Origin of the sequence: Cobetia sp. 2AS (assembly GCF_029846355.1) — a bacterium.
Taxonomy (GTDB): Bacteria; Pseudomonadota; Gammaproteobacteria; order Pseudomonadales; family Halomonadaceae; genus Cobetia; species Cobetia amphilecti.
On sequence record NZ_JARWKQ010000003.1, the window covers coordinates 174140 to 200975 of the forward strand.

Consider the following 26836-nt stretch of genomic DNA (forward strand, 5'->3'; position numbering starts at 1 on the left):
TGTCCATTGCGCCACCGGTAGAACGCCGCTTGCGTCAGGAGCCCGAGAATCGATGAAGATATTGCTGGTTGAAGATGACATGCCGTTGGCCGAAGCGCTGATGGCGCGCCTGGGGGAAGCCGATGTACTGGTCGAGCATGCCACCACCGGGGGAGACGCCGACTTTTTGATCCAGACCGAGAGCTACGATGCCGTAGTGCTGGATCTCGGCCTGCCGGACGGTGATGGCACGCGCTGGCTGGCCCAGTGGCGGGAAGCCGGCATCGAGGTGCCGGTGCTGGTGCTGACCGCGCGCGAGCGCTGGTCTGACAAGGCCGCCGGCTTCTCTGCCGGCGCCGATGATTACGTCACCAAGCCCTTCGAGACCGCCGAGGTCATCTTCCGTCTGCGGGCGCTGGTGCGTCGCTCACGCGGCCATGCCCACCCCGTGCTCAAGCTGGGTGATCTGGCCTGCGACACCCACGGCGGTACCGTCAGTCTGGCGGGGCGCCCCGTGTCGCTGACCGCCCAGGAAACGCGCCTGTTGATGCACCTGATGCACGCCGTGCCCGGCGTGGTCAGCCGTTCTGAACTGGTCGAGCATGTCTATGACCGCGACCACGAACCCGATTCCAACGTCATCGACGTGCAGATCAGCCGTCTGCGCCGCAAGCTGGGTGCCGAGCGCATCGAGACGCTGCGCGGGCGTGGCTATCGTCTGCGTGATCCGGACGCCGAGACACAGACGCCGGCGGATGGCAGCGACGCATGAAGCCACTGTCCGTCGGCCGCCGCTTGCTGGGCGGCTCGCTGGTCATTGCCTTGATCGTCATGCCGCTGACTGGACTTGGTCTGGCCTGGAGCTTCCGTGACGCCGTGACTACCGCCTTCGACCAGCGCCTGCTGTCGCTGTCGAAGGTGCTGATCGCCGCCATCCAGTTCGACCGCGAGAAGGGCCGCCCCGGCCTGACACGCTCGCTGGGCGACCCACGCTTCGATCAGGCCTATTCGGGCTGGTACTGGCAGATTTCCGATCGCAACGGCAATGTGCTGACGTCGCGCTCGCTGTGGGACCAACGCCTGCCGCCGCTGGAAGACATGGACAAGGGCGTCATCATCAGTCGAGATCTCAAGGGTCCGCGCCATCAGGTGCTGCGCTCCCTCGAGCGCGATATCCGTCTGCCCGGCCGCAACCAGCCACTGCACGTGATGGTGGCGGCCAGTCGTAGCGAGGTCGACGCCGAGGTCGCGCGTTTCGAGTGGCTGCTGGCGGGTGCGCTGGTCGCGCTGGCATCGCTTTTGGTGTGCGGCTCTGCCGCGCAGATTAGCTGGGGGTTGGCGCCTCTGCGGCGCCTGCGGGCTCGCCTCAAGAAGGTCGCCGAGGGCGAGGCGGAGCGGCTGGAAGAGACCCGCCTGCCGCCGGAGCTGACCGAGCTGACCCGCGCCATCAATGCCGTGCTCGAGCGAGATCAGCGCTTGATCGAGCGTGGGCGTGCGGCGGCCGGCAATCTGGCGCATGCCCTCAAGACGCCGGTCAGCGTGCTCAAGGCGCAGTCCGAGCGCTTCGACGGCGAGGACCGTGCGCGGATCGACGCCGAGCTCAAACGCATCGATGAAGCCGTGCGCCACCACCTGGCGCGTGCCAGTGCCGCCGGTGGCGCGCATCTCAGCGGGCGCATCAGCCTGCGTGAGGCGGCGGGGCCGGTCTTCGAGGGGCTCGGGCGCTTGGCGAGTCGGCGTGGCATCACGCTCAGTCTGGCGCTGGAGGACGACGCCAGCGTGCGGGTCGACCCGCAGGATCTGCAGGAAATGGTCGGCAACCTGCTCGAGAACGCCTTGCAGTGGGCTCGTCAGCAGGTGCGCGTCAGCAGCGAGACCCGCGATGGCGGCGTGCTGTTGATCATCGAGGATGATGGCCCCGGCATGAATGAAGAAGAGGGTGCTGCCGCGCTGGGGCGTGGGGCGCGTCTTGATGAGGGACGCTCCGGTTCCGGTCTGGGACTGGCGATCGTCGATGATCTGATGGCGCTCTACGGGGGCGAGCTGGCACTGGAGCGCTCCAGCCTGGGCGGCCTGGCGGCACGCGTCTGGCTGCCGAGCTCCCCGCTGGTCGGGGCACAGCCGACGGAGTGACAGGGCGCCGCTTCGTTTATCTGCGGTCTTGTCTTGATAGCTAAGCGCTATCACAGCCATCCCGAGAGATGATTGGGCGCGGCCAGGACGACACCGTATTCTGACGGTGTCCGGCTGGCAGCCGGACGGGCTTCGTTTCTGAGTCTCGTCTGCCGCGCCCTGCGGTGATGACGAACTGGCGCTCCTTCGGGAGCGCTTTTTTTTGCCTGTCATTCGTCGCGCCATGCCTGATCGGCGATGCTCAAGGCGCCGATTGAACGCTGGCGGGGCTAACGGTCACGCTCAGGATCGCATAGGCTGTCAGAGAGTAAGCATCCGTTGCCGGGCGTCAGGAGGTGGTGATGAAGGACATGACAATGTGTGCTCAGCATGGCGATCTGGAGGGCCTGGCGCAGGCATTGGCCGCTCCCGATGCGCACGAGCGAGTCAATGACGTGGATTATCGCGGGCGCTCGCCATTGCTGGTCGCGGTGCAGGCCAATCAGCCGGAGGCGGTGGAGGCTCTGCTGGCCGCCGGCGCCGACTGCGAGCAGACCGATGCCCTGCACGACACGCCCCTGCTGGCCGCGGCCGCGCTCGGCTATGGCCGCTGCCTGAGCCGGCTGCTGGCGCATGGCGCCTCGGCGACGGTGCTCAATCGCTTCTCTTCCACTGCGCTGATGTCGGCCAGTGAGCGTGGTCATGCCGATATCTGTCGTCAGCTGCTCGAGGAGACCGATGTCGACGTCAATCACCAGAATACGCTCGGCTGGACGGCACTGATCGAGGCCGTGTTGCTGGGGGATGGCGGCGTTGACTATCAACGGGTCGTCGAGCAGCTGCTGGCCCACGGTGCCGACGTCAATCTGGCGGACGCCGAAGGTGTCACGCCGCTGGCGCATGCGCGCTGGCGCCAGTTCGAGGCGCTGAGCGAGAGGCTGGAAGCGGCCGGCGGACACGAGCAGGGCGTGGCCCATGACGTGAGCGACGACGTCCAGGCCCGTACCTCGACACCGCGTCGTGCATGATGGCACCGACCACAAGGAGGCATCGCATGGCGTTGACCTGGGGACTGATCATCATCGGCATCGCCTTGCTGCTGCTCGGTGGCTATCGCTGGCAGCAGGCGCAGTCCTTCGCCCGCAACAGCGCACAGGTGATGGGCGAGGTCATCAACCACGACCGCACGCTGCACGTCGAAGGGCGTGGCCCTATCCATCTGCCCAAGGGCGGCAGGCTCAGCGAGGATGAGGCCCTGGCGATGGCGGGCCTGCCGCCGGGCGGGCGCTTCAATATCGAGTCGATCCAGTATGCGCCCGTGGTGCGCTATCAGGATCAGCGTGATGGCTGGCACGAGATCATCTCGCCGCTGGCGGTGCCCTCGCCGACACCCGCCGTGGGGGAGAGCGTGGCGCTGGTCTATCGCCTCGACGCCCCGCATGAGGCCAGCCTGCCTGGAACGCGCGCCTGGCTGATCGGGGTGCCGTTGATTCTCGGCTTCGCACTGTGCGCCGTCGGCCTGCGTCTGCTGTTGCGGGGTGGTGGTGGATGAGTGATTCAGGGGGCGGCGCGACCCGCCGTTATGGTGTCGGCATGCTGGTGCTGTGCTGGGCGCTGATTCTCGCCATGCTGGTGTGGTGGTTTCAGGGCCAGCTTGATGAGCGCACCCGGCCCAATGCCTCGCTGGCTGGCCAGTCGCTGTCATCTGGCGAGCCACTGACGCTGTCGCGCAATCGCTCCGGGCACTTCGTGGCCCCCGGCACGATCAATGATCAGCCGGTCACCTTCCTGCTCGATACCGGCGCCACCTATGTCTCGGTGTCTGAAGCGCTGGCCGAGCGCCTGCAGCTGCCACGCGGGCGGGATGCGCGCTTCACCACCGCCAATGGCGTCAGCCACGGCGCCCTGACCACACTGGATGCCGTCAGTCTGGCGGGACTCAGCCAGCGCGAGGTGCGCGGGGCCATCGTGCCGGGCATGCACGATGAGGTGGTGCTGCTGGGTATGAGTTTCCTGGGGGAGTTCGATATCAACATGCGCGGTCAGCAGATGACGCTGACGCCGGTGGATGGCGCTGGCGGCGTTCGATAACGCCAGTGGCTGACACAGATGGCTGACAGGGCTGGCAAAAAGGGCAGCTGACACTCCACCGCTCTGCGCAAACGACAACGCCCCGCTCATGATCACCATGAGCGGGGCGTTTCACGTCTGACGCGTCAGCGGAAGATCAGTCCTGCTTGGGCGGCTCGACATGGCCACCGAAGCCGAAGCGCATCGCGGACAGCAGACGGTTGGCGTAGGTGTTTTCCTTGCGCGAGCTGAAGCGCGAGAACAGCGCGTTTGCCAGCACCGGCACGGCAACGCCCTGCTCGACGGCGGCATCGACGGTCCAGCGGCCTTCGCCACTGTCGGAGACGGCACCGCTGTAGTGATCCAGGCGCGCATCGCCGGCGAGCGCCTGGGCGGTCAGGTCGAGCAGCCAGGAGGAGACGACGCTGCCACGACGCCAGACTTCCGCGATATCGGCCAGGTTGAGGTCGAAGCGCTGGTCTTCCGGAAGGTCCTCGGAGCCCTTGCTCTGCATCAGCTCGAAGCCTTCGGCGTAGGCCTGCATCAGGCCGTACTCGATACCGTTGTGCACCATCTTCACGTAGTGACCGGCACCGACCGGGCCTGCGTGGATATAGCCACGTTCCGCGCGCTCATCCGGGGCATTGCGACCCTTGGTGCGCTCGAGGTTGCCATAGCCGGGGGCGAGGGTGTCGAACAGCGGCTCGAGATGATCGAACACGGCCTTCTCGGCGCCGATCATCATGCAGTAGCCGCGCTCCAGGCCCCACACGCCACCGGAGGTGCCCACGTCCACGTAGTTCAGACCCTTGTCCTTCAGCGTGGCAGCACGACGGATGTCGTCCTTGTAGAAGGTGTTGCCGCCATCGATGATGGTGTCGCCGGCTTCCATCAGCTCGGCCAGTGCGCTGATGGTCTGCTCGGTGATCTCGCCCGCCGGCAACATGACCCACACGGCACGCGGTGCCTTCAGTTGCTGGACCAGCGCCGCGAGATTGTCGACGTGGGTGGCGCCGTCAGCGACCAGTGACTGGGCAATCGCCTCGTCACGGTCATGGGCGACCACTTCGTGGCCATTGCGCATCAGGCGGCGGGCGATGTTGCCGCCCATGCGGCCGAGTCCGATGATACCGAGTTGCATGTTCGTTCCTTTCACGTGAAGCCGGGGAGAGTCGGGACGGCGCGAAGCCTACCCTGTGCGGGCGCTGGACGCAAAAACGGGCCATATCAATGACATGGCCCGTTGGGGTGCTCAGCGGAGACAGGCGTCAGTCGCGTGCCTGTCTCCAGTAGAGGGAGTGATCAGCGATCAATCCCAGCTCAGGGCACCGCCGACCTGATATTCGGTGACGCGCGTCTCGAAGAAGTTCTTCTCCTTGCGCAGGTCGATGATCTCGGACATCCACGGGAACGGGTTCTTGGCGCCCGGGAACTGCTCCTTGAGGCCCAGCTGCGCGAGGCGACGGTTGCAGATGAAGTGGAGGTATTCCTCCATGATGGCCGCGTTCATGCCCAGTACGCCGCGCGGCATGGTATCACGCGCGTATTCGATCTCGAGCTGGGTGCCTTCCAGAATCATCTGGGTGACTTCGTCCTGGAATTCGGCGGTCCACAGGTGCGGATTCTCGACCTTGATCTGGTTGATCACGTCGATGCCGAAGTTCAGGTGCATGGACTCGTCACGCAGGATGTACTGGAACTGCTCGGCGACGCCGGTCATCTTGTTGCGACGACCCATGGACAGGATCTGGGAGAAGCCGCAGTAGAAGAAGATGCCTTCGGTGACAGCGTAGAAGCCGATCAGGTTGCGCAGGAATTCCTGGTCCGCTTCCGGGGTGCCGGTGTGGAAGTCGGCACGCGCCAGCGCCTGGGTGTGCTTGAGGCTCCAGGCGGACTTGCGCGCCACGGAGTCCACTTCACGGTACATGTTGAAGACTTCGCCTTCGTCCATGCCCAGGGACTCGATGCAGTACTGGTAGGCGTGGGTGTGGATCGCCTCTTCGAAGGCCTGACGCAGCAGGTACTGGCGGCACTCCGGGTTGGTGATGTTCTTGTAGACGGCCAGCACCAGGTTGTTGGCGACCAGCGAGTCGGCAGTGGAGAAGTAACCCAGCGAGCGCATCACGATCAGACGCTCGTCTTCGGTCAGGCCGTCCTGGCTCTTCCAGAGCGCGATGTCCGCGTTCATGTTCACTTCCTGCGGCATCCAGTGGTTCGCGGAGCCGTCGAGGTACTTCTGCCATGCCCAGTCGTACTTGAAGGGCACCAGCTGGTTGACGTCGGCGCGGGCATTGATCATGCGCTTCTCGTCGACCTGAATGCGCTGGGCACCCATTTCCAGTTCTTCCAGACCCTTGGCCACGTCAAGATCGTCCAGCGCCTGCTGGGCGCGGGCGATGCGTTCCGCTTCGCTGACCGCGTAGCCTTCGCTGTTCTCGCTCGCGACGGCAACTTCAGCCGCCGGGGCTTCGGCCTGCGGCGCCGGTTTGGCAGCGGCCGGCTTCTCGGCAGCGGGGGCTTCGTCTTCGTGGAAATCGTCCCAGTTCAACATGTTGCGTTCCTCGTGTTCGTAGTGGTCACGCGGGCAATCAGCGTGACAAGAAGGCGTTGGCGGTGCGTCCTGCGACGCTGGCGCCATCGAGAGGCGTGATCTGCCGAGAGGGAAGGTCAGGCCCGGGCCGTGTTTCGAGACAATGTCAGGAGGCAGTGATTGTTGTGTCGGCACAAGACCGAGCCAGGCTCGGTCTTGAGAAAGTGCCGCAGCCCGCCTGCCGGGGATGTCATCGCAGGCGGGGAGTCAGGCAGGGCCTGACTCGAGTCTTGCGCAATCGCTTACTGACAGGCCTCACAGCCCAGCTCATCGATGTTGCTGGCGGAGGGGGCACGCTGACCGCTCTTGCCTTGCAGGAAGTCTTCGATGCCACGCGGTTCCGGCTTGGCTTCCGGTGCCGGGGTCGGCGCGGGAGCAGGAGCCGGGGTCGGTGCGTTGCCGACGGCGTTGTGCTTGCTGCGATCGACGGTGGACTTCTCCACGGCGGTCGCACCTAGAGCACGGAGGTAATAGGTGGTCTTGAGGCCACGGAACCATGCCATGCGGTAGGTCACGTCCAGTTTCTTGCCGGACACGCCCTGGATGTACAGGTTCAGGGACTGCGCCTGGTCGATCCACTTCTGGCGACGCGAGGCGGCTTCGACGATCCACTTCGGCTCGACTTCGAAGGCGTTGGCGTACAGCGCCTTGAGGTCTTCCGGAATGCGCTCGATCGGCTGGACGCTGCCGTCGTAGTACTTGAGGTCGTTGATCATGACCTCATCCCACAGGCCGCGCGCCTTGAGGTCGTTGACCATGTAGGCGTTGACCACGGTGAACTCGCCAGACAGGTTCGATTTGACGAACAGGTTCTGGTAAGTCGGCTCGATGGACTGCGAGACGCCACAGATGTTGGAGATCGTCGCGGTCGGCGCGATCGCCATCACGTTGGAGTTGCGCATGCCCTGGGTGCGGACCTTCTCGCGGATGTAGTCCCAGTCCTGAGTCTGGCTTTCGTCCATCTCGATGTAGTCGGCGCCACGCTCGGTCTTGAGCTTCTCGATGGAATCGATCGGCAGGATGCCCTGACTCCACAGAGAGCCGTCGAAGCTCTCGTAACGGCCACGCTCGGCCGCCAGATCACTGGAAGCTTCGATGGCGTGATAGCTGACGAGTTCCATGGATTCGTCGGCGAAGGTCACGGCCTCTTCGGAGGCATAGGCGATGGACTGCGCATAGAGCGCGTCCTGGAAGCCCATGATGCCGAGGCCGACCGGACGGTGACGCATGTTGGAGCGACGCGCCTGCGGAACGGCGTAGTAGTTGATGTCGATGACGTTGTCGAGCATGCGCACGGCGGTACGTACCGACTTCTTGAGCTTGTCGCCATCCAGCTTGCCGTCGATGACGTGCTGCGCCAGGTTGATCGAGCCCAGGTTGCAGACCGCGATCTCATCCTCGGAGGTGTTGAGGGTGATCTCGGTGCACAGGTTGGACGAGTGCACGACACCGGCGTGCTGCTGCGGGCTGCGCAGGTTGCACGGGTCCTTGAAGGTGATCCACGGGTGGCCGGTCTCGAACAGCATGGAGAGCATCTTGCGCCACAGATCACGCGCCTTGACGCGCTTGAACAGCTTCAGCTGGCCCTGACGGGTCATCTCCTCGTACTGCTCGTAACGCGCCTGGAAGGCCGCGCCGTACAGGTCGTGGAGGTCCGGGCAGTCGGACGGCGAGAACAGGGTCCACTCGGTGTCATCGAAGACACGCTTCATGAACAGGTCCGGCACCCAGTTGGCGGTGTTCATGTCGTGGGTACGACGACGGTCATCACCGGTGTTCTTGCGCAGGTCGAGGAATTCCTCGACGTCCATGTGCCAGGTTTCCAGGTAGGCACAGACGGCGCCCTTGCGCTTGCCACCCTGGTTGACGGCAACGGCGGTGTCGTTGACGACCTTCAGGAAGGGCACGACGCCCTGGGACTTGCCGTTGGTGCCCTTGATGTAGGACCCCAGTGCGCGCACCGGCGTCCAGTCATTGCCGAGACCGCCGGCCCACTTGGAGAGCATGGCGTTGTCGCGGATGGCACCGTAGATGCCGTCTAGGGCATCCGGCACGGTGGTCAGGTAGCAGCTGGACAGCTGGCTGCGACGGGTACCGGCGTTGAACAGGGTCGGCGTGGAGGCCATGTAGTCGAAGCTGGACAGCAGCTCGTAGAACTCGATGGCGCGACCTTCGCGGTCTTCCTCGTTCAGGGACAGACCCATGGCGACACGCATGAACATGACCTGCGGCAGCTCATAGCGCACGTCGTTCTGGTGCAGGAAGTAGCGGTCGTACAGAGTCTGCAGGCCGAGATAGGTGAACTGGTTGTCACGTGTGTGATCGATGGCGGCGCCGAGGCGATCCAGATCGAAGGTGGCCAGTTGCTCATCCAGCTGCTCGAAGGCGATGCCGCTCTCGATGTAGGCCTTGAAGGCGACCGGGTAGTGGTCCTTCATCTCGCCGAAGGTGGCCTCGTCAGCGACCTTGAGGAAGCTCAGGGCTTCGCGGCGCAGGTTGTCCTGCAGCAGGCGGGCGGTGACGTAGGTGTAGTTCGGGTCCTTCTCGACCAGCGTGCGCGCGGTCATCATCAGCGCGGTGGACACGCCATCGACCGGCACGCCGTCGTACAGGTTCTTCAGCGAGTCATCGACGATCTTCTGGGCGTCGACGTTGGACAGCTCGGCGCAGGCATCGAAGACGAGTGTCTCGATACGGCCCAGATCCAGCGGACGCACGCTGCCGTCGAGGTGCGTGACATTGATGGTCGGGTGCGGCTTGGCGATGCCGTCGTTCTGCGCGCTGCGGGCACGGGCGTGCTCGTCACGGTAGAGAACGTAGGCGCGGGCCACCTTGTGCTCGCCGGAGCGCATCAGGGCCAGTTCGACCTGGTCCTGGATGTCTTCGATATGCAGAGTGCCACCATCAGGCATGCGACGCTGGAAGGCATCGGTGATCTGGCTGGTCAGCTGCTGGACCAGATCGCGGATGCGCGAGCTGGACTCGACCTGATCGCCTTCCACGGCGATGAACGCCTTGGAGAGTGCGACGGAGATCTTGCTGGCATCGAAGGGCGCAACATCGCCATTGCGCTTGATGACGCGCAGGCGCTGGGGGGCAGTCACGTCGACTGTCGCCTGATCGGTGCTGAAAGTGGAATCCATGACGCCTTCCTGAATCGTCTGAAGGTGAATCGTTGCCCGTTAGGGCTCGAGGGCAATTCGTATCGGGGCGCAGGCTGGAAATTCCTGCCTGCGCCCGGGGATATTCTGTCGTCGTCAGCCTTGTCGTCGAGAAACTCGATCAGGCTCAGGCGGGGCAATCGGCGCCCGGGCTGAGCCTGATAGCGTTCATGAGACACGGTTCCAGCAGCCTTGCGTGACTGCCTTCCCATACGCTGATTCATGCTTTCGGGGCTTGACAATCGTCGCCATGATCTATGGGTGTCGACGTCGCCAAAACCCTACATATGGGGTGTGAGCTGATTTTGGACACAAGATAGTGTTGTTTGGTGGGGCGTGCAAGTGGATAACTTGTGGGTAAGGTGTGGTTGAAAATCCGGCCTTGCCGCTGGGGGATGTCAAGAGTTCAGGTGTTAAATTTTCTGCGCTCCGTCAATGCAGATGGTGCCTGCGCTGCTGGCGCGTAAACGCCCAAATTGGCGTATCATTCGTGACAAATCACCCTGAAAAGGTTACGACGTGGCACAGGAAAGTAACTGCTTGTGAGCTGCTGGCCACGTTGACCCAACGATGCGGATGGAATGCCCTTGGATACCAATGCGCAAGAACATGTATTGATTGTTGAGGATGACGAGCGTCTGGCGACACTGACGCGCGAATACCTCGAAGCCAACAACTTCCGCGTGAGCGTCGAGAATGACGGCGCGCGGGCGGTGGACCTGATCATCAGTCTGCGCCCCGACATCGTGATTCTGGACCTGATGCTGCCGGGCGAGGATGGCCTGTCCATCTGTCGTCGCGTGCGGCCTCAGTTCGCCGGGCCGATCCTGATGCTGACGGCGCGCACCGATGACATGGATCAGGTGCTGGGTCTGGAGATGGGCGCCGATGATTACGTGCCCAAGCCGGTTCAGCCGCGTGTCCTGCTGGCACGCATGCGAGCCTTGCTGCGTCGCGCCGATGGCCCCGAAGTGGCCGCCGGTGAGACGCGCCTGGTGTTCAATGATCTTGAGATCGACAACGCCACCCGTGAGGCATGGTTGGCGCGCGAGCGCATCGAGCTGACCAGTGCCGAGTTCGACCTGCTGTGGCTGCTGTCCTCGAATGCGGGGCGCGTGCTGACGCGCGAGGAAATCTTCTCTGCGCTGCGCGGCATCAAGTACGACGGTCAAGACCGCTCCATCGACGTGCGTGTCTCGCGCATCCGCCCCAAGATTGGCGATGACCCCAATCATCCTGAGCGGATCAAGACGGTGCGCAGCAAGGGATACCTGTTCGTCAAGGACCTCTAGACGATGCGCCGGGCTCTCTCCGACAGCATCTTCCTGCGTGTCTATGTCGCCTTGCTGGTGGCATTGGTGCTCACGCTGGGCATCGCGTTGGGTGGCTTTCAGCTGACCAATATGGTCCGGCTTGAGGCCTACCAGACGCGTCTGGGCGCGGCGCCGATGCGCCTGCTGGTGAGCCAGATCGCGGCCACGCCGGAGGCTGAGCGCGGGGCCTTCCTCAATCGGACCGCCCGGCTGCTGGATGGACGGTTGTTGCTGGCGCCAGCGGCGGTCTTTGACCTCAGCTGGTGGGAGCAGCGCCGCCTTGAAGCCGGGCGGCCGCTGGTGCGGCCCCATGATGATGCCGGCTGGCAGCTGCTGATGGCGGTGCCGGGCGAAGAGAGAGTGCTGGAATTCCGGTTGCTGCATCTCGCGGAGCGGCAGTTGCGCGGGTTGATGGTGTCGCTGCATGACACCCTGCAGCCCATGAATGCCGAGCAGCGCAGCGACTTGCTGGCCCAGCTGCAGCAGGCCTCCGGTCTGTCCTTCGCGCTGTTGCCGGACATTCCGCAGAATCTCGATGCACAGCAGGCCAGTCGCCTGGAGGCCGGTCGGGTGGTGCTCAACGTGGCCAGTCACGGTCAGGCGATGGCGCTCTATACTCGACTGGGGGACCGCGCCATGCTCAAGGTCGGGCCCATTCGCGGCTTCGAGACGACACCGCCGGCCTTGATCATCGCCATGATACTGGCGGTCATCAGTCTGCTGGGCGGCGTCATCTATCTGGTGGTGCGTTCACTGGAGGCGCGCCTGACGCGTCTGGAAAAGGCCGCGACCCGCATCGCGGGCGGCTATCTCGATACGCGGGTGCGCATCGAGTCCAATGACTTTCTCGGGCGTCTCGGCATGGCCTTCAATGGCATGGCCGAGCGGGTGCAGGGGTTGCTGGGCGCGCAGCAGGACATGATTCGGGCGGTCTCGCATGAATTGCGCACGCCGGTGGCGCGCATCCGCTTCGCGCTGCAGATGATCGAGGACATGGTCGATGATGATTTCGTCCAGCGTCAGATAAAGGGCGCAGACGGCGACATCGAGGAACTCGACAAGCTGATCGACGAGATCCTGACCTACGCACGCCTCAACAATGCCGCCGGTATCCAGCTGGACCTCGGCATGGTGGATTGCCGCGAGATCGCGGAGCAGGTCTGCGAGACGCTGGCGCCGTTGCATCCTGAGTTGCTGCTGAGCATCGAAGGCGAGGCGCTGGAAGTCGAGGCCGAGGCACGCTATCTGCAGCGGGCGCTGCAGAATCTGGTCTCCAATGCCTGCCGTCACGCGGACTCCCGTGTGCTGGTGCGCATCACCAGTGACCCGCAGGTGGTCAGGCTCGATGTCGAGGACGATGGCCCCGGCATCAATGAGGAAGATCGCAAGAAGGTCTTCAAGCCCTTCGCGCGCCTGGATGATTCGCGTACGCGTGCCTCCGGCGGCTACGGGCTGGGGCTCTCCATCGTGCAGAAGATCCTGCATTCCCACGGTGGCAGCGTGGTGGTGGACAAGGGCAGGTCGCTCAAGGGCGCGCGCTTCAGCCTGTTGCTGCCACTGACCTCCAGCCAGCTGGAACGCAAGGCGCCTGTGCCCTTGCCGCCGGTCAAGCCGCCGTCACTCCAGGACGAGCACGCCACCTGATCACGACCGTTTGAGGAATCGGCCATGCGGCAATCTTCCTTGTCACTGCATCCTGACTTGATCGGCGCGTGGCGGCTCGAGCGTTTCTGGTATGCCTGGCCGGATGGACGCGAGCTGGAGCCGCTGGGCGAGTGCAAGGGCCAGCTGCATTACATGGCCAATGGCTATATGAGCGTGCAGCTGGTGTCCTGTGAGCGTCAGCCTCTGGGGATGGCGCCGACGGATGATCAGCTGGTCGCCGCCTTTCGTGAGGGCTTTGCCTACTGTGGGCGCTGGCAGTGGGACAGTGAGCGGGAGGAGGTCTGCCATCATCTGTCGCTGGCCACGATCGCCGATTGGGATGAGGTGACGCTTGTGCGGCGCGTCACGCTCGAGGGAGACTACCTGCTACTGGGCACCGATGCGCCGAATCTGCAGCTGCCGGAAGGGGGATTTCTGACCTGGCTGGAGTGGCATCGCTTGGCGACTGTGTGAAGTGATTGTCGAAAAGGCTTGACGTGATCATGGGTTAGCGTGCAATGTAGCCCCTGTTGGATAGCAAGACGCACCACTCAGTCGCCTGTGCTGCTCGGTAAATCGCCTTGAGCGCCCCGAGAAGCCTCGCTGATTTGATGCATGGTTTTGCTTTGCCCACGCTCTTCGGGTAATGCCCGTTATTTCAAACATGCTAATCAGAGAGGAATTTCTCATGGCTACAGGTACAGTTAAGTGGTTCAACGACGCTAAAGGTTTTGGTTTCATCGCTCCGGCTGACGGTGGTGACGATCTGTTCGTTCACTTCTCCGAAGTCCAGGCTGATGGCTTCAAGACCCTGCAGGACGGCCAGCAGGTCTCCTTCGACGTGACTCAGGGCCAGAAAGGCCTGCAGGCAGCCAACGTCAAGGCTATCGACTGATCATCACTCATTGCGGAATGCTTTCCGCTTGAGATGATAGATGTCAAGAACCGCCCCAGCTCATGCTGGGGCGGTTCTGTTTGTGCTGAAGAAAAAGTCTTGGACGCAAGCCGTAGTGATATGGCGTGAACAAGCATTGAACAGTACTAACAAGAAGCCCCATCACTCGACAGGCCGCAAGGCATCGAGTAGTGGGGCTTTCGTGTATCCATTCCTCGTAAGCGCTGAGGCTCGGGTATCAGGCAGGCTTCACGCCACTCAGCACCTCGAATGATGTCTCACGGGCGGTACGCAGGAAGTCGTCCATCCACGGCGTGCCGAGCAGATCTTCTCTGACGGCGGCGTAAAGTGTCGCCCAGACACCGTCACCCAGCGACAGGCCACGCACGTAATCGCGCGTCAGATACTCGGCCAGCGCCCAGTTGGGGAGCGCCGTGACGCCGCGGCCGCTGGCGACCAGCTGCATCATCATCACCGTCATCTCCGCGCTGCGGATCTCGCGCGGGCTCACGTTGGCCGGTTCGAGGAACTGGGTGAAGACGTCCAGGCGATCATGCTCGACCGGATAGATGATCAAGGTCTCGTCGCACAGGTCCTGTGGCTCCACATGGCCCTTGATGGCCAGTGCATGCTGGCGTGCCACGGCCAGCATGACCTCATAGCGGAACAGCGGAATGTACTGGATGCCGGCCATCTCCACCGGGTTGGCGGTGATGACCAGATCCAGCTGCTCGCGGCCCAATGCCTGCAGGGGAGCGAAGCTGTGGCCCGAGGGGATATCGACTTCGATCTCCGGCCAGTGATCGCGGAAGCGATCCACCGTCGGCATCAGCCACTGAAAGCAGCTATGGCACTCGATGGCCATGTGCAGCCGGCCCTGCTCGCTACCCGCCATGCGAGCAATGTCGCGCTCAGCCATGCGGAACTGAGGCAGTACCTGCTCTGCCAGCGACAACAGGCGCTGTCCGGCGCGGGTGAACTCCACGGGGCGCGTCTTGCGGATGAACAGCGGCGCGCCCAGGCGCTCCTCGAGGTCCTTCAGCTGATGGGACAGGGCGGACTGGGTGAGGTGGACACGCTCCGCGGCTTCGACCAGCGAGCCAGCATCACGCAGGGCCAGCAGGGTACGCAGATGGCGCAATTCAAGCATGATGAATGGTGCTCATGTTGAGAGGTTGAGTGAGAAAGATGCGTTGTGAACGGCAAGTGGAGACAGGCAAGCCGAGAACGTTAAGTTGAAAGTCCTGGCGCAAGCCGCGAGCGAGTCAATCACTCCCGCGTGACTGGATCAGTGGGAGAGTGGCAGCGGGACCTCCCCCTGCCAGGCCACCATCGTGACGCGCGGCTGCCCGAGGGCGCTCATGACACTGTCTCATATTCATGGCGATTCGCGTATCACTCGGGGCGGCGGAACACGAAGGGCGCCGGAGTCAGGCGCCAGGAGGGGGTCATGCAAGGCCGGCAGAACACGCGCCTTGTACCCTCAGTGCATTCCCATCCCCACAAGCCTCACTGCGCTTGATAGACTTTGGCAGGGTGCGCCAGGAAGGCCGCCGTCTCCGCCTTGAAGTCCAGCCATGCCGCAGTGTCTCGTCGCGAGAGTCCTGCGCTGCATCTTGTCGTCCGACATGCCCAGGGAGGGTTCATCGTGTCACGTCATTGCTGTCGTCTTTTTGCCATTTCCCGTGCGTTGCCCCATAGATGGGCCGCGAGTCTCACACCAGGGATGATCGCTGCCGGTCGAGCGGGCTTGCGCATGTCGCCTCTGGCGGTGCCCCTGCTGCTGGCGGGATGTACCTCCCTGCCGTGGAGTCAGGATGCCACGACAGGGACGGATGCTGGCCAGCCGCCGCTGAAGGTGCCGGCCCCCGCGCAGGACCCGGGCCCCGTGGTGCATGAGGTGGCGAAGAAGCCTGCGCCGCCCAGTGCGGAATCGCTGGGCAAGGCCGCTGCGGTGACCTTGCCCTCCAGCTTTCTGCCACCGCCCCGGGCGAGTGAGTATCAGGTGTGGCGCTGTACTCCGGCGCAGGATCTGCTGATGGCCTTCAGCGAAGGCGACGCCGAGGCATCGCATGACTGGTTGCGGCTGTGGTCACGGCGGCATGCCTATACCCTGGAGCGGGTCGTCAGTGCCTCGGGCGAGCGCTATCAGGCCAATACCGGTGCATCGCCGGCCGAGCAGGCATCTGGTGATGTGAAGGCGTTGCCCGGTGAAGAGGGACTGGAGGTGTGGTTCAAGGGTTCCGAGGCGATGTTGCAGAATGCCCGCGGCAATCTGGAATGTGTGCAGGATGATCGGCGCGTGATTCATCCGACGACGCAGAAGCCGCTGTTGGTGGCGCAGGGCAATGAGCCCGGCTGGCAGGTCAGTCTCGACAGCGAGCACAACATGCTGACGCTGACGGCCATGCAGGGCTTGCTCGACTCGCCGCACAAGGCGCAGGCATCCGAGCGCTCTGCAGAAACGGAGGCTGGTGCTCGCTCGTCAGGTGTCCAGGTGGTGAAGCTGCCTTATCGGGTCGCCCATGAGGCAAACGATAGCCGTGTGCTCAAGGCGCAACTCCCGGCTGACGGCAAGCAGGGCGAGCCATTGCAGCTGGTGGTCGCGCCGGGCGCCTGCTTCGATTCCATGCAGGGCGCGCCCTATCCACTGACGGCGACCTTGACGATTGCAGGGCAGAAATTGAAGGGCTGTGGCGAGGCGTTCCGTTATCAGTCGGCAGTCGAATAAGGGTGATGACTGACTAATTGTTCGCTTTTTTCGAATGATATGGGCGATTTAAGTCGCTTTTCGTGTGGAATGGTTCATTTATCATGCTGTGCATGCGGATCGGGTCGAACACCGTCGACAGGATCGCGCCTCACTTTCATGGAGACCCTCCACATGTCAAAAGCTTCGCTCAATGTCCTGCTGGTGTCTGCTTCCCTGTTCGCCGATAAGGGCAATTCACGTGCGCTGGCCGCATCCTTCGTCAGTGCGCTCGAGGCCTCCGGGCAGCCATTTCAGCTGACGCATCATGATCTGGTCGAGCGTGACCTGCCGCATCTCGATGGCGCGGAAATGCAGGCCTGGATGACGCCGGCGGATGAGCGTAGCGCCGAGCAACGCAAGCTCGCCGCACTTTCCGATGGTTTTCTGGCCGAGCTGAGAGCGGCAGACCTGCTGGTCGTTGCGGCACCGCTCTACAATCTGGGCCTGCCGACGCAGATGAAGGCGTGGTTCGACCGGGTGCTGCGCGCCGGCGAGACCTTCCGCTATACCGAGAAAGGGCCGGTGGGCCTGCTGGAAGGCAAGCAGGCGCTGGTACTGGCGGCGCGTGGCGGCATGTACGCGGGCACTGAAATGGATTCCCAGACACCACATCTGAAATCCATGTTCGGGCTGATGGGCATCACGGATCAGCACTTCGTGTATGCCGAAGGCCTCAGTATGGGCGATGAGCCCAGGGCCGCCTCGCTGGCCGAGGCCAAGGCTGCCATCGCCAATCAGGTGGAAGCCCTGCAGTTCAGCTGAGAGAAGTGAAAACACGAACGCCATCGCCGCCCTGACAAGGGCGGCGATGGCGTTCGTGTTTGTGGAGAGCCAAAGGGAGGCGCTGGCGCCGGTCAGTCGCTGGTGCAGATCAGTCGCGGGAGTCGAGCACTTCCAGCGCTCCCTTGAGGCGCGCATGCAGTTCTTCCAGCGGCGGCTGGGCGCCGCCTTGCGGCCAGCCCGCCGTCAACACCACGCCATCGGCACCATAGTCGCTGGCATCCACCGGCACATCGTAGCCGCTCAACCAGTGGCGAACATCGGCCTCATGGGCGAAGCCGACTTTCAGACGCCTTGGCGTGCGCGGCGTGAAGGTCGTGGTGGGCAGGTGCTCGAGCGCCTCGAGCACCGCGCGGCTGTATGCGCGCGCCAGGCCGCCGGTGCCCAGCTTGATGCCGCCGAAGTAGCGGATCACCACACAGGCCACCTGGCCGACGCCACTGCCTTCGAGCACCTGATACATCGGCCTGCCAGCAGTGCCGCCCGGCTCGCCATCATCGGAGAAACCGATGGCGTTCTGCTCATTGGGTGCCCCGGCGATGAACGCCGTGCAGTGATGGCGTGCGTTGGGGTGGGCGAGATGCGCCTGAGCCAGCAGTCGCGTCATGCCTTCTGGCGTCGGGGCATGGGCCAGCCAGGCGATGAAGCGGCTCTTCTCGATCTCGATGCTGTGTTCATGGTGCGCCTCGGGCGCCAGTGCCGGTATCAGATAGGTCATGGCACCATCTTACCAAAGCGTCGCCCTCAGTGAGTGACGGCGTTGCCGCGCACCACGCCCATCACCATGCCCAGCACTTCGATATCGGCATTCTTGAGATAGATGGGGGCCATGCTGTCGTTGGCCGGTTGCAGGCGCACGCCGGTCTTCTCGATATACAGCTTCTTCAGCGTCACTTCCTGCTGATTGATCATCACCACGGCGGTCTCGCCGTTCTCGGCGCTTTCGCTGCGTTCGATGATGATGATGTCGCCATCATGGATATTGCAGTTGATCATCGAATGGCCGCGCACGCGCAGGGCGTAGGTATTGCGGCGCACCATGCGCGTCGGCACGGCAACAGTACCGCAGTCGGCGATGGCTTCGATGGGCATGCCGGCGGTGATGTTGCCGAGCAGCGGGATATCCATCATGTCGCTGGCGGTGATTTCCTGCCAGGCCTGGTCATTGAGCGGCAGGTTGTGAAGACGCTGAAGGTAGTGCGGAGCGTGAAGACGTGACATGAGCTATCCCCTGATGCCGTGCGGTCGGCGCGGATGGTGCGTCGGCCTGCGGTGCAGCGTGGAGGGTCGTCAGGCTGAGTTCATCTGTCGCCTGCTAGGCTCCGCGAACATGCTGACAACGCGTTGAGCCGACCCGATCAGTCTGTGCCTGCACTCGGCAGGCGTGTGATGAAGGTACTGTATGGATACTGTTTTTGTATACAGTGTCTGCATCATAGCAAGCTCTCGCGAAGTGGCAAGAGGTGAGCGGATCGACCAGCGCCAATCCAGCGAAAGTGTGTCGTATGAATGTGCACCACATGTCGCTGATATATTTCTCGAGTGCTTGACTGCCCGTCATGGCGGGGCTGCGAGGCCAGGCGATCGGCTGCTCGGTGGTCAGTGTCGACCTCAGCTCGTAGAATGGCTCGCAGTGACCCTTTGGGTCTGCTTTTGATGTCGCACTCCGCGACGGCTCAGCCGCGAGAATCCGGGATGCCCAGCCTGCCTGCCAGCGATGAAGTCTGTAGCGCGCCGCCTCTGTTGGCGGTCGTGGCGCTCGGCTGTGAGCGTGATGAGCGCTGGCTGTTCGAGGGTCTGGATCTTTCGCTGCATGCGGGAGAGATCCTGCAGGTCGAGGGCCCCAATGGCAGTGGCAAGACCACCCTGCTCAAGATTCTGTCCGGTCAGTTCCATGACTACGAGGGCGAGGTGCTCTGGCGCGGCCAGCCCACCTCGCGGGTGCGTGACGACTTTCTGGGCTCACTGCTCTATCTGGGTCACCAGCCCGGCATCAAGGGCACCCTGACCGCATTGGAAAACCTTGCCTGGTATCAGGCGCTTGGCGGTCAGCCGCAGGCAAAGTCAGAGGCCCGCAGCGAGCTCGCCTGGGCGGCGCTGGACGCCGTGGGGCTGGCCGGTTTCGAGGATGTGCCTGCACAGCAGCTGTCCGCCGGTCAGCAGCGACGTATCGCGCTGGCGCGGCTGCATCTGACGCCACGCCGGCTGTGGGTGCTCGATGAGCCCTTCACCGCCATTGATCGTGATGGTGTTCAGGCACTGGAGGCATTGCTGCTGGCTCACGCCCAGCGTGGGGGCAGCGTGGTGATGACGACTCATCATCGCTTCTCACCGGCCTCGCGCTTGCGCCGCCTGTGCCTGGGCGCGAAAGAAGGGATGAAGGTCGAACAGGGATCAGAGCAGGGGCTAGAAAAGGGGCTAGAACAGAGGCTAGAACAGGGTTCAGGGCAGGGCGTGGGCGGGAAAGACACAGCCTCGACACAAGGCGCCTCGGCATGAACCATGAGCTGCTGACGGCACTGCCCGAGGCCCCGTCCACCAGCTCGCTGGCCGGGGCCTTCAAGGCGACCCTCGCGCGCGACCTGCGTCAGGCGCTGCGCCGACGCAGTGAGCTGATCAATCCGCTGGTGTTCTTCGCCCTGGTGATCACGCTGTTTCCGCTGGGCATCTCACCGGACAAGGCGCTGCTGGCGACGCTGGCGCCGGGCCTGTTGTGGGTGGCGGCATTGCTGGCGACGCTGCTGTCACTGGATGGTCTGTTCCGGCAGGATCTGGAGGACGGCAGTCTCGAGCAACTGCTGCTGACGCCGCAGCCATTGCCGTTGCTGGTGCTGGCCAAGGTGGTGGGCCACTGGCTGCTGACCGGCCTGCCGCTGGCGCTGATGGCACCCTTGCTGGGCGTGATGCTGGGACTGCCGAGCGGCGCCTTTGGTGTGTTGATCGCCTCGCTGGCGCTTGGCAGCATGAGCCTGTCATTGATCGGCGCGATCGGTGCGGCGCTCACGGTGGGGTTGCGTCGCGGCGGAGTACTGCTCTCGCTGATCATCCTGCCGCTGTACATTCCGGTGCTGATCTTCGGTGCCGGCGCCGTACAGAGCGCCGTCAACGGCATGCCCAGCCTGGCCCATCTGGCCATTCTGGGCGCGATGCTGGCGCTGGCCCTGCTGCTGGCGCCGCTCGCCATCGCCGCCGGACTCAGGCTGAGCATCAATGGCTAGCCCGATCAAGAACTGCATGACGCTGCCCGAGCATTCTCGGGTATTCGCAAGGCTTTTCATTGCCCCTGACAAGAGGCCCGTGTGACCGCCGACTCCGACTCTCCGCAAGCGCCTGCCCGCAAGGTTCGCCCCCGCAAGGGCGGGCTATGGCCGTGGCTGCATCGCATGGGCGCACCGGCGACCTTCTTCGCGGCCAGCCAGCGTTGGCTGCCGTGGCTCTGGGCCCTGGCCATCATCGCGCTGGTGGCCGGCAGTGTCTGGGGGCTGGCCTTCGCGCCCGCCGACTACCAGCAGGGCAACAGCTTCCGCATCATCTATGTGCATGTGCCGGCGGCGATTCTCGCCCAGTCGTGCTTCATGCTGCTGGCGGTGTGCGCGCTGCTCTTCCTGGTGTGGAAGATCAAGCTGGCGGACATGGTCGCCATGGCCGCCGCGCCTGTCGGTGCCCTGATGACGGCGCTGGCGCTGTTTTCCGGCTCGGTGTGGGGCATTCCCACCTGGGGCACCTGGTGGATCTGGGATGCCCGGCTGACCTCGATGCTGATCCAGCTGTTCCTGTATCTGGGCGTGATCGTGCTGCGTGGCTCCTTCGCCAGCCGTGACAGCGGTTCGCGCGCGGCCTCGATCCTGGCGCTGGTCGGCATGGTCAACATCCCGATCATCAAGTATTCGGTGGACTGGTGGAGCACACTGCATCAACCGGCCACCTTCACGCTCAGCGAAGCGCCGCCGATGCCGGCCAGCATGTGGATCCCCTTGCTGATGATGGTGATCGGCTTCTACGCCCTGTTCGGCGCGCTGGTGCTTATGCGCACGCGGGTCGAGGTGCTGAGACGCGAGAGTCGCAAGCAGTGGGTGCGTGATCTGCTGAGTCCGTCTGCGCGTGCGCGCCCCGATGCTGCGGTGGTCGCGGCAGAAGGGGATAAATCATGAACCTGCCGGGCATCGCCTTCTCGAGTGTCAGCGAGTTCTTCGCCATGGGCGGCCATGCGCTGTATGTGTGGTCGGCCTGGGGACTGACGGCGGCGTGTCTGGTGGGGCTGGTGATCGCCACGCGGCTGTCGCGTCGCGCGCTGGAGGCGGATATCCGTCGCCGCCTGCGCCGTGACGCTTCTCGCCATTCTTCGCACCCTTCTTCACACCGCGCTTCGCATCGTTCGTCACATCAGGCTTCGCGCCACAGCTCTCGTGATTGAACCTGTTTTCTCCCTCCCGCGGCGGTTGTCCCGCTGACCGCGAGAGGCTTGACCGTCCCTTGCCCTGATCGAGCCCTGACCATGACTCCCAAACGCAAGCAGCGCCTGTATATCGTCACGGCCATCGTGCTGCTGGCCGCCCTCGCGGTGGGCCTGACCCTCTATGCCCTGCGCGCCAACATCAACGCCTTCTATACCCCGACGCAGATCGCCAGTGGCGAAGCGCCCCAGGGGAGGCAGATCCGTGCGGGCGGCATGGTGCGTGATGGCAGTGTCAGGCGCGACAACGAGACGCTGGATGCCATCTTCACCGTCACGGATTTCGATCATGACGTGACGGTGCATTATCAGGGCATCCTGCCGGACCTGTTCCGTGAAGGGCAGGGCGTGGTGGTGATGGGCACCTTCGATGGTGAGCATCTCGAGGCCAGCGAGGTGCTGGCCAAGCATGACGAGAAGTACATGCCGCCGGAGGTGTCGGAGGCGCTGAAGGCCTCCGGGCGTGATGTGTCTGGTAACAGGACGGGCAACCTGACCAGCGACAGCAGCGCTGCCAAGGCCGCGCTCGATCCGCAGGAGACCCCGTGATGGTGACGCAATTGTTGCCGGAAATCGGCCACTTCGCGCTGATTCTGGGCGCCTGTCTGGCCTGTGTGCAGGCGGTCGTGCCGCTGGCGGGGGCCAGTACGCGCCGCCCGCTGTGGATGAGCTTCGCCCAGCCGATGGCCTGGGGGCAGTTCCTGTTCGTGCTGATCGCCTATGCCTGCCTGACCGCGAGCTTCCTGCTGGATGATTTCAGCGTCGCCTATATCGCCAACAACTCCAACAGCCAGCTGCCGTGGTACTTCAAGTTCAGCGCCGTGTGGGGCAGCCACGAGGGCTCGGTGCTGCTGTGGAGCCTGATACTGGCCGGCTGGGGCTTTGCCGTCTCGCTGGGGGCGCGCCATCTGCCGCGCGACATGCTGGCACGGGTGCTGGGCATCATGGGGCTGATCTCCACCGGCTTCATGGCCTTCGTGCTGCTGACCTCCAATCCCTTCGCGCGCCTGCTGCCGGACATGCCGGCTGACGGCGCGGACCTCAATCCGCTGCTGCAGGACATCGGGCTGATCATCCATCCGCCCATGCTCTACATGGGCTACGTGGGCTTCTCGGTGGCGTTCGCGTTCGCAATGGCGGCACTGATGGGCGGGCGTCTCGATGCCGCCTGGGCACGCTGGGCGCGCCCCTGGACCAACATCGCCTGGGCCTTCCTCACCGTCGGCATCGCGCTGGGCAGCTGGTGGGCCTACTACGAGCTCGGCTGGGGCGGCTGGTGGTTCTGGGACCCGGTGGAGAATGCCTCCTTGATGCCGTGGCTGGCCGGTACCGCCCTGATCCACTCGCTGGCGGTCACCGAGAAGCGCGGCGCCTTCAAGAGCTGGACGGTGCTGCTGTCGATCTTCGCCTTCTCGCTGTCACTGCTGGGCACCTTCCTGGTGCGCTCCGGCGTGCTGACCTCGGTGCACGCCTTCGCCAGTGACCCCGATCGCGGGCTGTTCATTCTGGTGCTACTCGGCATTACCGTCGGTGGCTCGCTGCTGCTGTTCGCGCTGCGCGCACCGCGCGTGCGTTCGACGCTGGGCTTTCATTGGCTGTCGCGGGATGCCTTCCTGCTGGTCAATAACCTCGTGCTGCTGGTGATGATGGTCACCGTGTTGCTGGGCACCCTCTATCCGCTGGTGCTGGACTCGCTGGGGCTGGGCAAGATCTCAGTGGGCCCGCCGTACTTCAATGCGCTGTTCGTGCCGCTGACCACGCTGCTGTGTGCCTTCATGGGCCTCGGGCCGGCCTCGCGCTGGAAGCAGATGCCGGGCCGCGAGCTTACGCGTCGTCTGGCGCTGGCCGGCAGCGCGGCACTCGTCATCGGCGGCCTGCTGCCGCTGACGCTGGATATCGAGTGGAGCTTCTCGGTGGCGCTCGGACTGGTCATCGCGCTGTGGGTGGTGCTGCCGCTGCTGCGCGACCTGTGGGACAAGAGTGCCTCGAAGGCGGGTCGCTGGGCGGGGCTCAAGCGCCTCACACCCAGCTACTGGGGTATGCAGCTGGCGCATCTGGGGCTGGCGGTGACCATCGTCGGCGTGACGCTGGTCTCCAATACCGAGGTCGCCGAGAACGTGCGCATGGTGCAGGGCAAGGAAGTCAGCGTGGGCGGCTATCAGTTCCGCATGACTGAACTTGGTGAATATCGCGGCCCCAACTACCTGTCGGACCGCGCCACGGTGGAAGTCAGCCGAGATGGTGACCCCGTGACGACACTGCACCCCGAGAAGCGTCTGTTCCTGGCCAGCGGCATGCCGATGACCGAGACCGCGCTCGATGCCGGCTTCACGCGTGACCTCTACGTCGCCATGGGCGAGAAGCTGGATGACGACAGCTGGGCGGTACGCATCCAGGTCAAACCCTTCGTGCGCTGGCTGTGGCTGGGCGCCTTGCTGATGGGGGCGGGCGGTGTGATCGCCGTGCTGGATCGCCGTTATCGCCGCCGTGTCGAGGCCAGCACGGCCTCTGACACCCGCTCCCTCGCCACGCAGGAGGCTCACCCATGAATGTTCGTCGTCTGGTGCTGTTCGTGCCGCTGGTGGTCGTGGTGGGGCTGGGTGCCTTCCTCTACCAGCGCCTCGATGATGACCCCTATGCACGGGACTCCGCGCTGCTGTCGCGGCCCTTCCCCGAATTCTCGCTCAGCACCTTGAGTGAGCCGCAGGCGCGCCTCGATGCTTCGCTGCTCAAGGGGCAGGTCAGCCTCGTCAACGTCTGGGGCGAGTGGTGCCCGACCTGCAAGCACGAGATGCCGCAGCTGCTGGATCTCGCCAGCCGCGGCGTACACATGGTCGGCGTCGACTACAAGGACACCCGCGCCAAGGGCCGCCAGTTCCTGGAGGAATTCGGCAACCCGTTCAGCGTCAATCTGTTCGACCCCGAGGGCTCGCTGGGCTTTGATCTCGGCGTCTATGGGGCACCGGAAACCTTCCTGGTCGATGCCGAGGGTGTGATCCGCTATCACCACACCGGCTACATCCGCCCCGAAGATGTCCGCGACGTCATCCTGCCGACGCTGGAGCGCATCGCGGAGCCCGCGACTGACGCCGCCAGCACGCCCGATGAGGAGGCCAGCTCATGAAATCCGTGCTCAGGAGTTTCGCCATCCCGCTGGTGCAGGCGCTGGTGGTGCTGATGTTTCTTGCCTGGCTGTCTGCCGGCAAGGCGCAGGCCGCCATCGAGATGCATCAGTTCGACAATCCGGTGCTGCAGAAGCGCTACGACAGCCTGACCGCCGCGCTGCGCTGCCCCAAGTGTCAGAACCAGGCGATCGGTGACTCGGACTCCCCCATCGCCGGTGACATGCGCCAGAACGTGGCGGACCTGCTCAAGGACGGCCGCAGTGACAGCGAGATCCAGAATTTCATGGTCGCGCGCTTCGGCGAGTATGTGCTCTACAACCCGCGCCTCGATGGGCGCACCTGGCTGCTGTGGGGCGGCCCCGCTGTCCTGATTCTGCTCGGCTTGCTGGTCGTGACCCTGATCGTGCGCGCCCGGCGGCGTGCGCGTGTGCGTGCGCTGGATGATGATGAGCAGGCGCGCCTGTCGGCATTGCTCGCCACGCATCGCCAGGCCGTTGATGAGCAACCCGGCGCTGGGCAACACACTGCCAAGGAGCGCTCATGATCCTGTTATGGCTGGCGATTGCCGTGCTGATGATTCCCGCCGGCTGGCTGCTGTTGCTGCCGTTGCGGCGGGCGCGTCGTGTGCATGCCGATCAGCAGGCGTTCGAGGACAACGACAGCCTCGGCGCCGAGAACGTGCGTGTCTATCGGCGTCGACTGGCCTCGCTGGAGCGCGGCCATGCGCGCGGTGAGCTGGATGACACGGCGCTGGCGGAAGGGCGGGTCGAGCTGGAACGCAGCCTGCTGGAAGATGCCGAATCCCTCAAGCGATCTCCGCTCAAGGCGGCCAGCAGTGGCCGTGTGCTGGTGCCCTTGTTGCTGGTGGCGATGGTGGCGGGCTCGCTTTACTGGTATCAGCGCGAAGGCGCGAGCGGGGACCTGGCGCTGGCGCAGGCGATTGCCGCCACGCCGATCCATGATGCCGCCAGCTTCGAGGCGCGCATCGCCCGGCTGCGCGCCGAGACCGAGGCCCAGCCCGACAACGCCAAGGTGTGGATGGCGCTGTTTCCGCTCTACCGCGATGCCGGACGTCTCGATGAGGCCATGCAGTCGCTCGAGACGTTGATCACGCTCGAAGGCCGCGTGCCTGCGCTGATCGCGCAGCTGGCGCAGCTCAAGTTCTTCGCCGCCCAGCGCACCCTGACCGAGGAGGTCCAGACGCTGGTCGATGAAGTGCTGGCGGCCGATCCGCGTCAGCCGACGGTACTCGGCCTGCTCGGGATCGAGGCCTTCGATCATGCCCGCTATCCAGAGGCCATCGATTACTGGCGCAAGGCGATTGCCGGCTTCGAGAATCCCGATGCCGCCAAGGCGCTGCGCGAAGGTATCAAGGCCGCACGCCAGCGCATGGCCAGTGCCGGTGATGTCGATGCCTCGGTCGCCCTGGCCAACTCGGTCGCGCCAGATCAAGGCTCGGCGGATCAGAGCACTGCGGCTGATCAGGACAGCAAGGAGGGCGCTGCACGTCTGACGCTCAAGGTGTCACTGGACCCGGCGCTCGAGGCGCAGCTGGCGGCGCTGCCGGTCAGTGCCGAAGCGGCGACCCTGTTCATCGTGGCGCGCGATGGCGAAGGCAAGCTGCCGCCGCTGGCAGTGGTGCGCACCACCGCGGACAAGCTGCCGCTGACGCTCACTCTGTCGGACGACAATGCCATGGCCCCGATGGCGCGGCTCTCGATGGCCGAGCGCGTCACGCTCGTGGCGCGCATCTCCGCTTCCGGGCAGCCGACGGCCCAGCCGGGAGATCTCGAAGGCAAGCTCGAGAATGTCATCGTCACCCGCAGTGCTGACGCCGATGACGAGAAGGGCACTGATGCGACACAGGCGCCACTGGCACTGCGCATCGATCACCGCGTCACTCAGTAAGTCGCGATTGGCCCCCGGCCCGCGCGATGACGGCTTCGTTTGTCATTGCGCCGG

General features: G+C 64.2%; 25 protein-coding genes and 1 pseudogene. 20 read left to right on the top strand and 6 right to left on the bottom strand.

The window, feature by feature from the left end:
* The first annotated feature begins 52 nt into the window (after positions 1-52).
* The 5 genes from QD356_RS10670 to QD356_RS10690 all read left to right on the top strand — a co-directional run bounded on the left by QD356_RS10670 (position 53) and on the right by QD356_RS10690 (position 4182).
* Positions 53-751 (top strand): response regulator transcription factor, encoded by a 699-nt coding sequence (locus QD356_RS10670; RefSeq protein ID WP_043334723.1) that lies wholly within the window; start codon positions 53-55, stop codon positions 749-751.
* On the top strand, positions 748-2112 hold the full coding sequence (locus tag QD356_RS10675) for a HAMP domain-containing sensor histidine kinase (RefSeq protein ID WP_192838633.1): 1365 nt from the start codon (positions 748-750) through the stop codon (positions 2110-2112). The genes QD356_RS10670 and QD356_RS10675 overlap by 4 nt, the downstream gene beginning before the upstream one ends.
* Positions 2113-2453: 341 nt before the next feature.
* The gene (locus QD356_RS10680; protein ID WP_052384714.1) at positions 2454-3119 is read left to right on the top strand and encodes an ankyrin repeat domain-containing protein; all 666 of its coding nucleotides are present in this window, start codon (positions 2454-2456) and stop codon (positions 3117-3119) included.
* 26 nt (positions 3120-3145) lie between these two features.
* On the top strand, positions 3146-3643 hold the full coding sequence (locus QD356_RS10685) for a hypothetical protein (protein ID WP_192838632.1): 498 nt from the start codon (positions 3146-3148) through the stop codon (positions 3641-3643).
* Positions 3640-4182 (top strand): retropepsin-like aspartic protease, encoded by a 543-nt coding sequence (locus QD356_RS10690; protein ID WP_192838631.1) that lies wholly within the window; start codon positions 3640-3642, stop codon positions 4180-4182. Before QD356_RS10685 ends, QD356_RS10690 begins: the two co-directional genes overlap by 4 nt.
* Positions 4183-4318: 136 nt before the next feature.
* Here the strand turns inward: QD356_RS10690 and gnd are convergent, their stop codons facing one another.
* The 3 genes from gnd to QD356_RS10705 form a co-directional block, all read right to left on the bottom strand.
* Positions 4319-5302, bottom strand: coding sequence for a phosphogluconate dehydrogenase (NAD(+)-dependent, decarboxylating) (gnd, locus tag QD356_RS10695; RefSeq protein ID WP_077378886.1), 984 nt, complete (start codon positions 5300-5302; stop codon positions 4319-4321).
* Positions 5303-5470: 168 nt separating this feature from the next.
* Positions 5471-6712: a ribonucleotide-diphosphate reductase subunit beta gene (locus tag QD356_RS10700; protein ID WP_084209392.1), complete on the bottom strand. Its 1242-nt coding sequence runs from the start codon at positions 6710-6712 to the stop codon at positions 5471-5473.
* Between the two features lie 281 nt (positions 6713-6993).
* Positions 6994-9894, bottom strand: coding sequence for a ribonucleoside-diphosphate reductase subunit alpha (locus QD356_RS10705; protein WP_192838630.1), 2901 nt, complete (start codon positions 9892-9894; stop codon positions 6994-6996).
* Positions 9895-10493: 599 nt separating this feature from the next.
* Here QD356_RS10705 and QD356_RS10710 point away from each other — a divergent pair.
* The 4 genes from QD356_RS10710 to QD356_RS10725 all read left to right on the top strand — a co-directional run bounded on the left by QD356_RS10710 (position 10494) and on the right by QD356_RS10725 (position 13764).
* Positions 10494-11204: a response regulator gene (locus tag QD356_RS10710; RefSeq protein WP_043334706.1), complete on the top strand. Its 711-nt coding sequence runs from the start codon at positions 10494-10496 to the stop codon at positions 11202-11204.
* A 3-nt stretch (positions 11205-11207) separates the two neighbouring features.
* Positions 11208-12869 (top strand): ATP-binding protein, encoded by a 1662-nt coding sequence (locus QD356_RS10715; RefSeq protein ID WP_175089956.1) that lies wholly within the window; start codon positions 11208-11210, stop codon positions 12867-12869.
* A gap of 24 nt (positions 12870-12893) precedes the next feature.
* The gene (locus QD356_RS10720; RefSeq protein ID WP_192838629.1) at positions 12894-13343 is read left to right on the top strand and encodes a lipocalin-like domain-containing protein; all 450 of its coding nucleotides are present in this window, start codon (positions 12894-12896) and stop codon (positions 13341-13343) included.
* Between the two features lie 214 nt (positions 13344-13557).
* Positions 13558-13764: a cold-shock protein gene (locus tag QD356_RS10725; RefSeq protein ID WP_043333698.1), complete on the top strand. Its 207-nt coding sequence runs from the start codon at positions 13558-13560 to the stop codon at positions 13762-13764.
* Between the two features lie 238 nt (positions 13765-14002).
* Here QD356_RS10725 and QD356_RS10730 read toward each other — a convergent pair whose 3' ends face one another.
* A complete protein-coding gene (locus tag QD356_RS10730) occupies positions 14003-14914 on the bottom strand; it encodes a LysR family transcriptional regulator (protein WP_192838628.1) in 912 nt (303 codons plus the stop codon).
* A 606-nt stretch (positions 14915-15520) separates the two neighbouring features.
* On the opposite strand from QD356_RS10730, the gene QD356_RS10735 reads away from it, so the two are divergent.
* Positions 15521-16495 (top strand): MliC family protein, encoded by a 975-nt coding sequence (locus tag QD356_RS10735; protein ID WP_192838627.1) that lies wholly within the window; start codon positions 15521-15523, stop codon positions 16493-16495.
* Between the two features lie 153 nt (positions 16496-16648).
* Positions 16649-17278, top strand: a complete 630-nt coding sequence (locus tag QD356_RS10740) for an NAD(P)H-dependent oxidoreductase (RefSeq protein WP_192838626.1) — start codon at positions 16649-16651, stop codon at positions 17276-17278.
* Between the two features lie 109 nt (positions 17279-17387).
* On the opposite strand, the gene QD356_RS10745 is transcribed toward QD356_RS10740, so the two are convergent.
* Positions 17388-18014, bottom strand: a complete 627-nt coding sequence (locus QD356_RS10745) for a YigZ family protein (protein WP_043333702.1) — start codon at positions 18012-18014, stop codon at positions 17388-17390.
* 26 nt (positions 18015-18040) lie between these two features.
* On the bottom strand, positions 18041-18517 hold the full coding sequence (locus QD356_RS10750; RefSeq protein WP_043333703.1) for a LexA family transcriptional regulator: 477 nt from the start codon (positions 18515-18517) through the stop codon (positions 18041-18043).
* Between the two features lie 474 nt (positions 18518-18991).
* On the opposite strand from QD356_RS10750, the pseudogene ccmA reads away from it, so the two are divergent.
* The 9 genes and pseudogenes from ccmA to ccmI form a co-directional block, all read left to right on the top strand.
* Positions 18992-19660 (top strand): annotated as a pseudogene (ccmA, locus tag QD356_RS10755) (cytochrome c biogenesis heme-transporting ATPase CcmA); the annotation flags it as partial.
* Positions 19661-19791: 131 nt separating this feature from the next.
* On the top strand, positions 19792-20514 hold the full coding sequence (gene ccmB, locus QD356_RS10760) for a heme exporter protein CcmB (protein ID WP_192838624.1): 723 nt from the start codon (positions 19792-19794) through the stop codon (positions 20512-20514).
* A 165-nt stretch (positions 20515-20679) separates the two neighbouring features.
* On the top strand, positions 20680-21447 hold the full coding sequence (locus tag QD356_RS10765; protein WP_192838730.1) for a heme ABC transporter permease: 768 nt from the start codon (positions 20680-20682) through the stop codon (positions 21445-21447).
* The gene (gene ccmD / locus QD356_RS10770) at positions 21444-21710 is read left to right on the top strand and encodes a heme exporter protein CcmD (protein WP_225996522.1); all 267 of its coding nucleotides are present in this window, start codon (positions 21444-21446) and stop codon (positions 21708-21710) included. Before QD356_RS10765 ends, ccmD begins: the two co-directional genes overlap by 4 nt.
* Positions 21711-21791: 81 nt before the next feature.
* Complete coding sequence (gene ccmE / locus QD356_RS10775; RefSeq protein WP_192838623.1) at positions 21792-22298, top strand: cytochrome c maturation protein CcmE; 507 nt, start codon at positions 21792-21794, stop codon at positions 22296-22298.
* Positions 22298-24298 carry a heme lyase CcmF/NrfE family subunit gene (locus QD356_RS10780; protein WP_279877898.1) on the top strand — a complete coding sequence of 667 codons (2001 nt, stop codon included), beginning with the start codon at positions 22298-22300 and terminating at the stop codon, positions 24296-24298. Before ccmE ends, QD356_RS10780 begins: the two co-directional genes overlap by 1 nt.
* On the top strand, positions 24295-24873 hold the full coding sequence (locus tag QD356_RS10785; protein ID WP_192838622.1) for a DsbE family thiol:disulfide interchange protein: 579 nt from the start codon (positions 24295-24297) through the stop codon (positions 24871-24873). Before QD356_RS10780 ends, QD356_RS10785 begins: the two co-directional genes overlap by 4 nt.
* Before the next feature lie 53 nt (positions 24874-24926).
* Positions 24927-25418 carry a cytochrome c-type biogenesis protein gene (locus QD356_RS10790; protein ID WP_192838727.1) on the top strand — a complete coding sequence of 164 codons (492 nt, stop codon included), beginning with the start codon at positions 24927-24929 and terminating at the stop codon, positions 25416-25418.
* Positions 25415-26782 carry a c-type cytochrome biogenesis protein CcmI gene (gene ccmI, locus QD356_RS10795; protein WP_192838621.1) on the top strand — a complete coding sequence of 456 codons (1368 nt, stop codon included), beginning with the start codon at positions 25415-25417 and terminating at the stop codon, positions 26780-26782. The genes QD356_RS10790 and ccmI overlap by 4 nt, the downstream gene beginning before the upstream one ends.
* Positions 26783-26836: the final 54 nt, after the last annotated feature.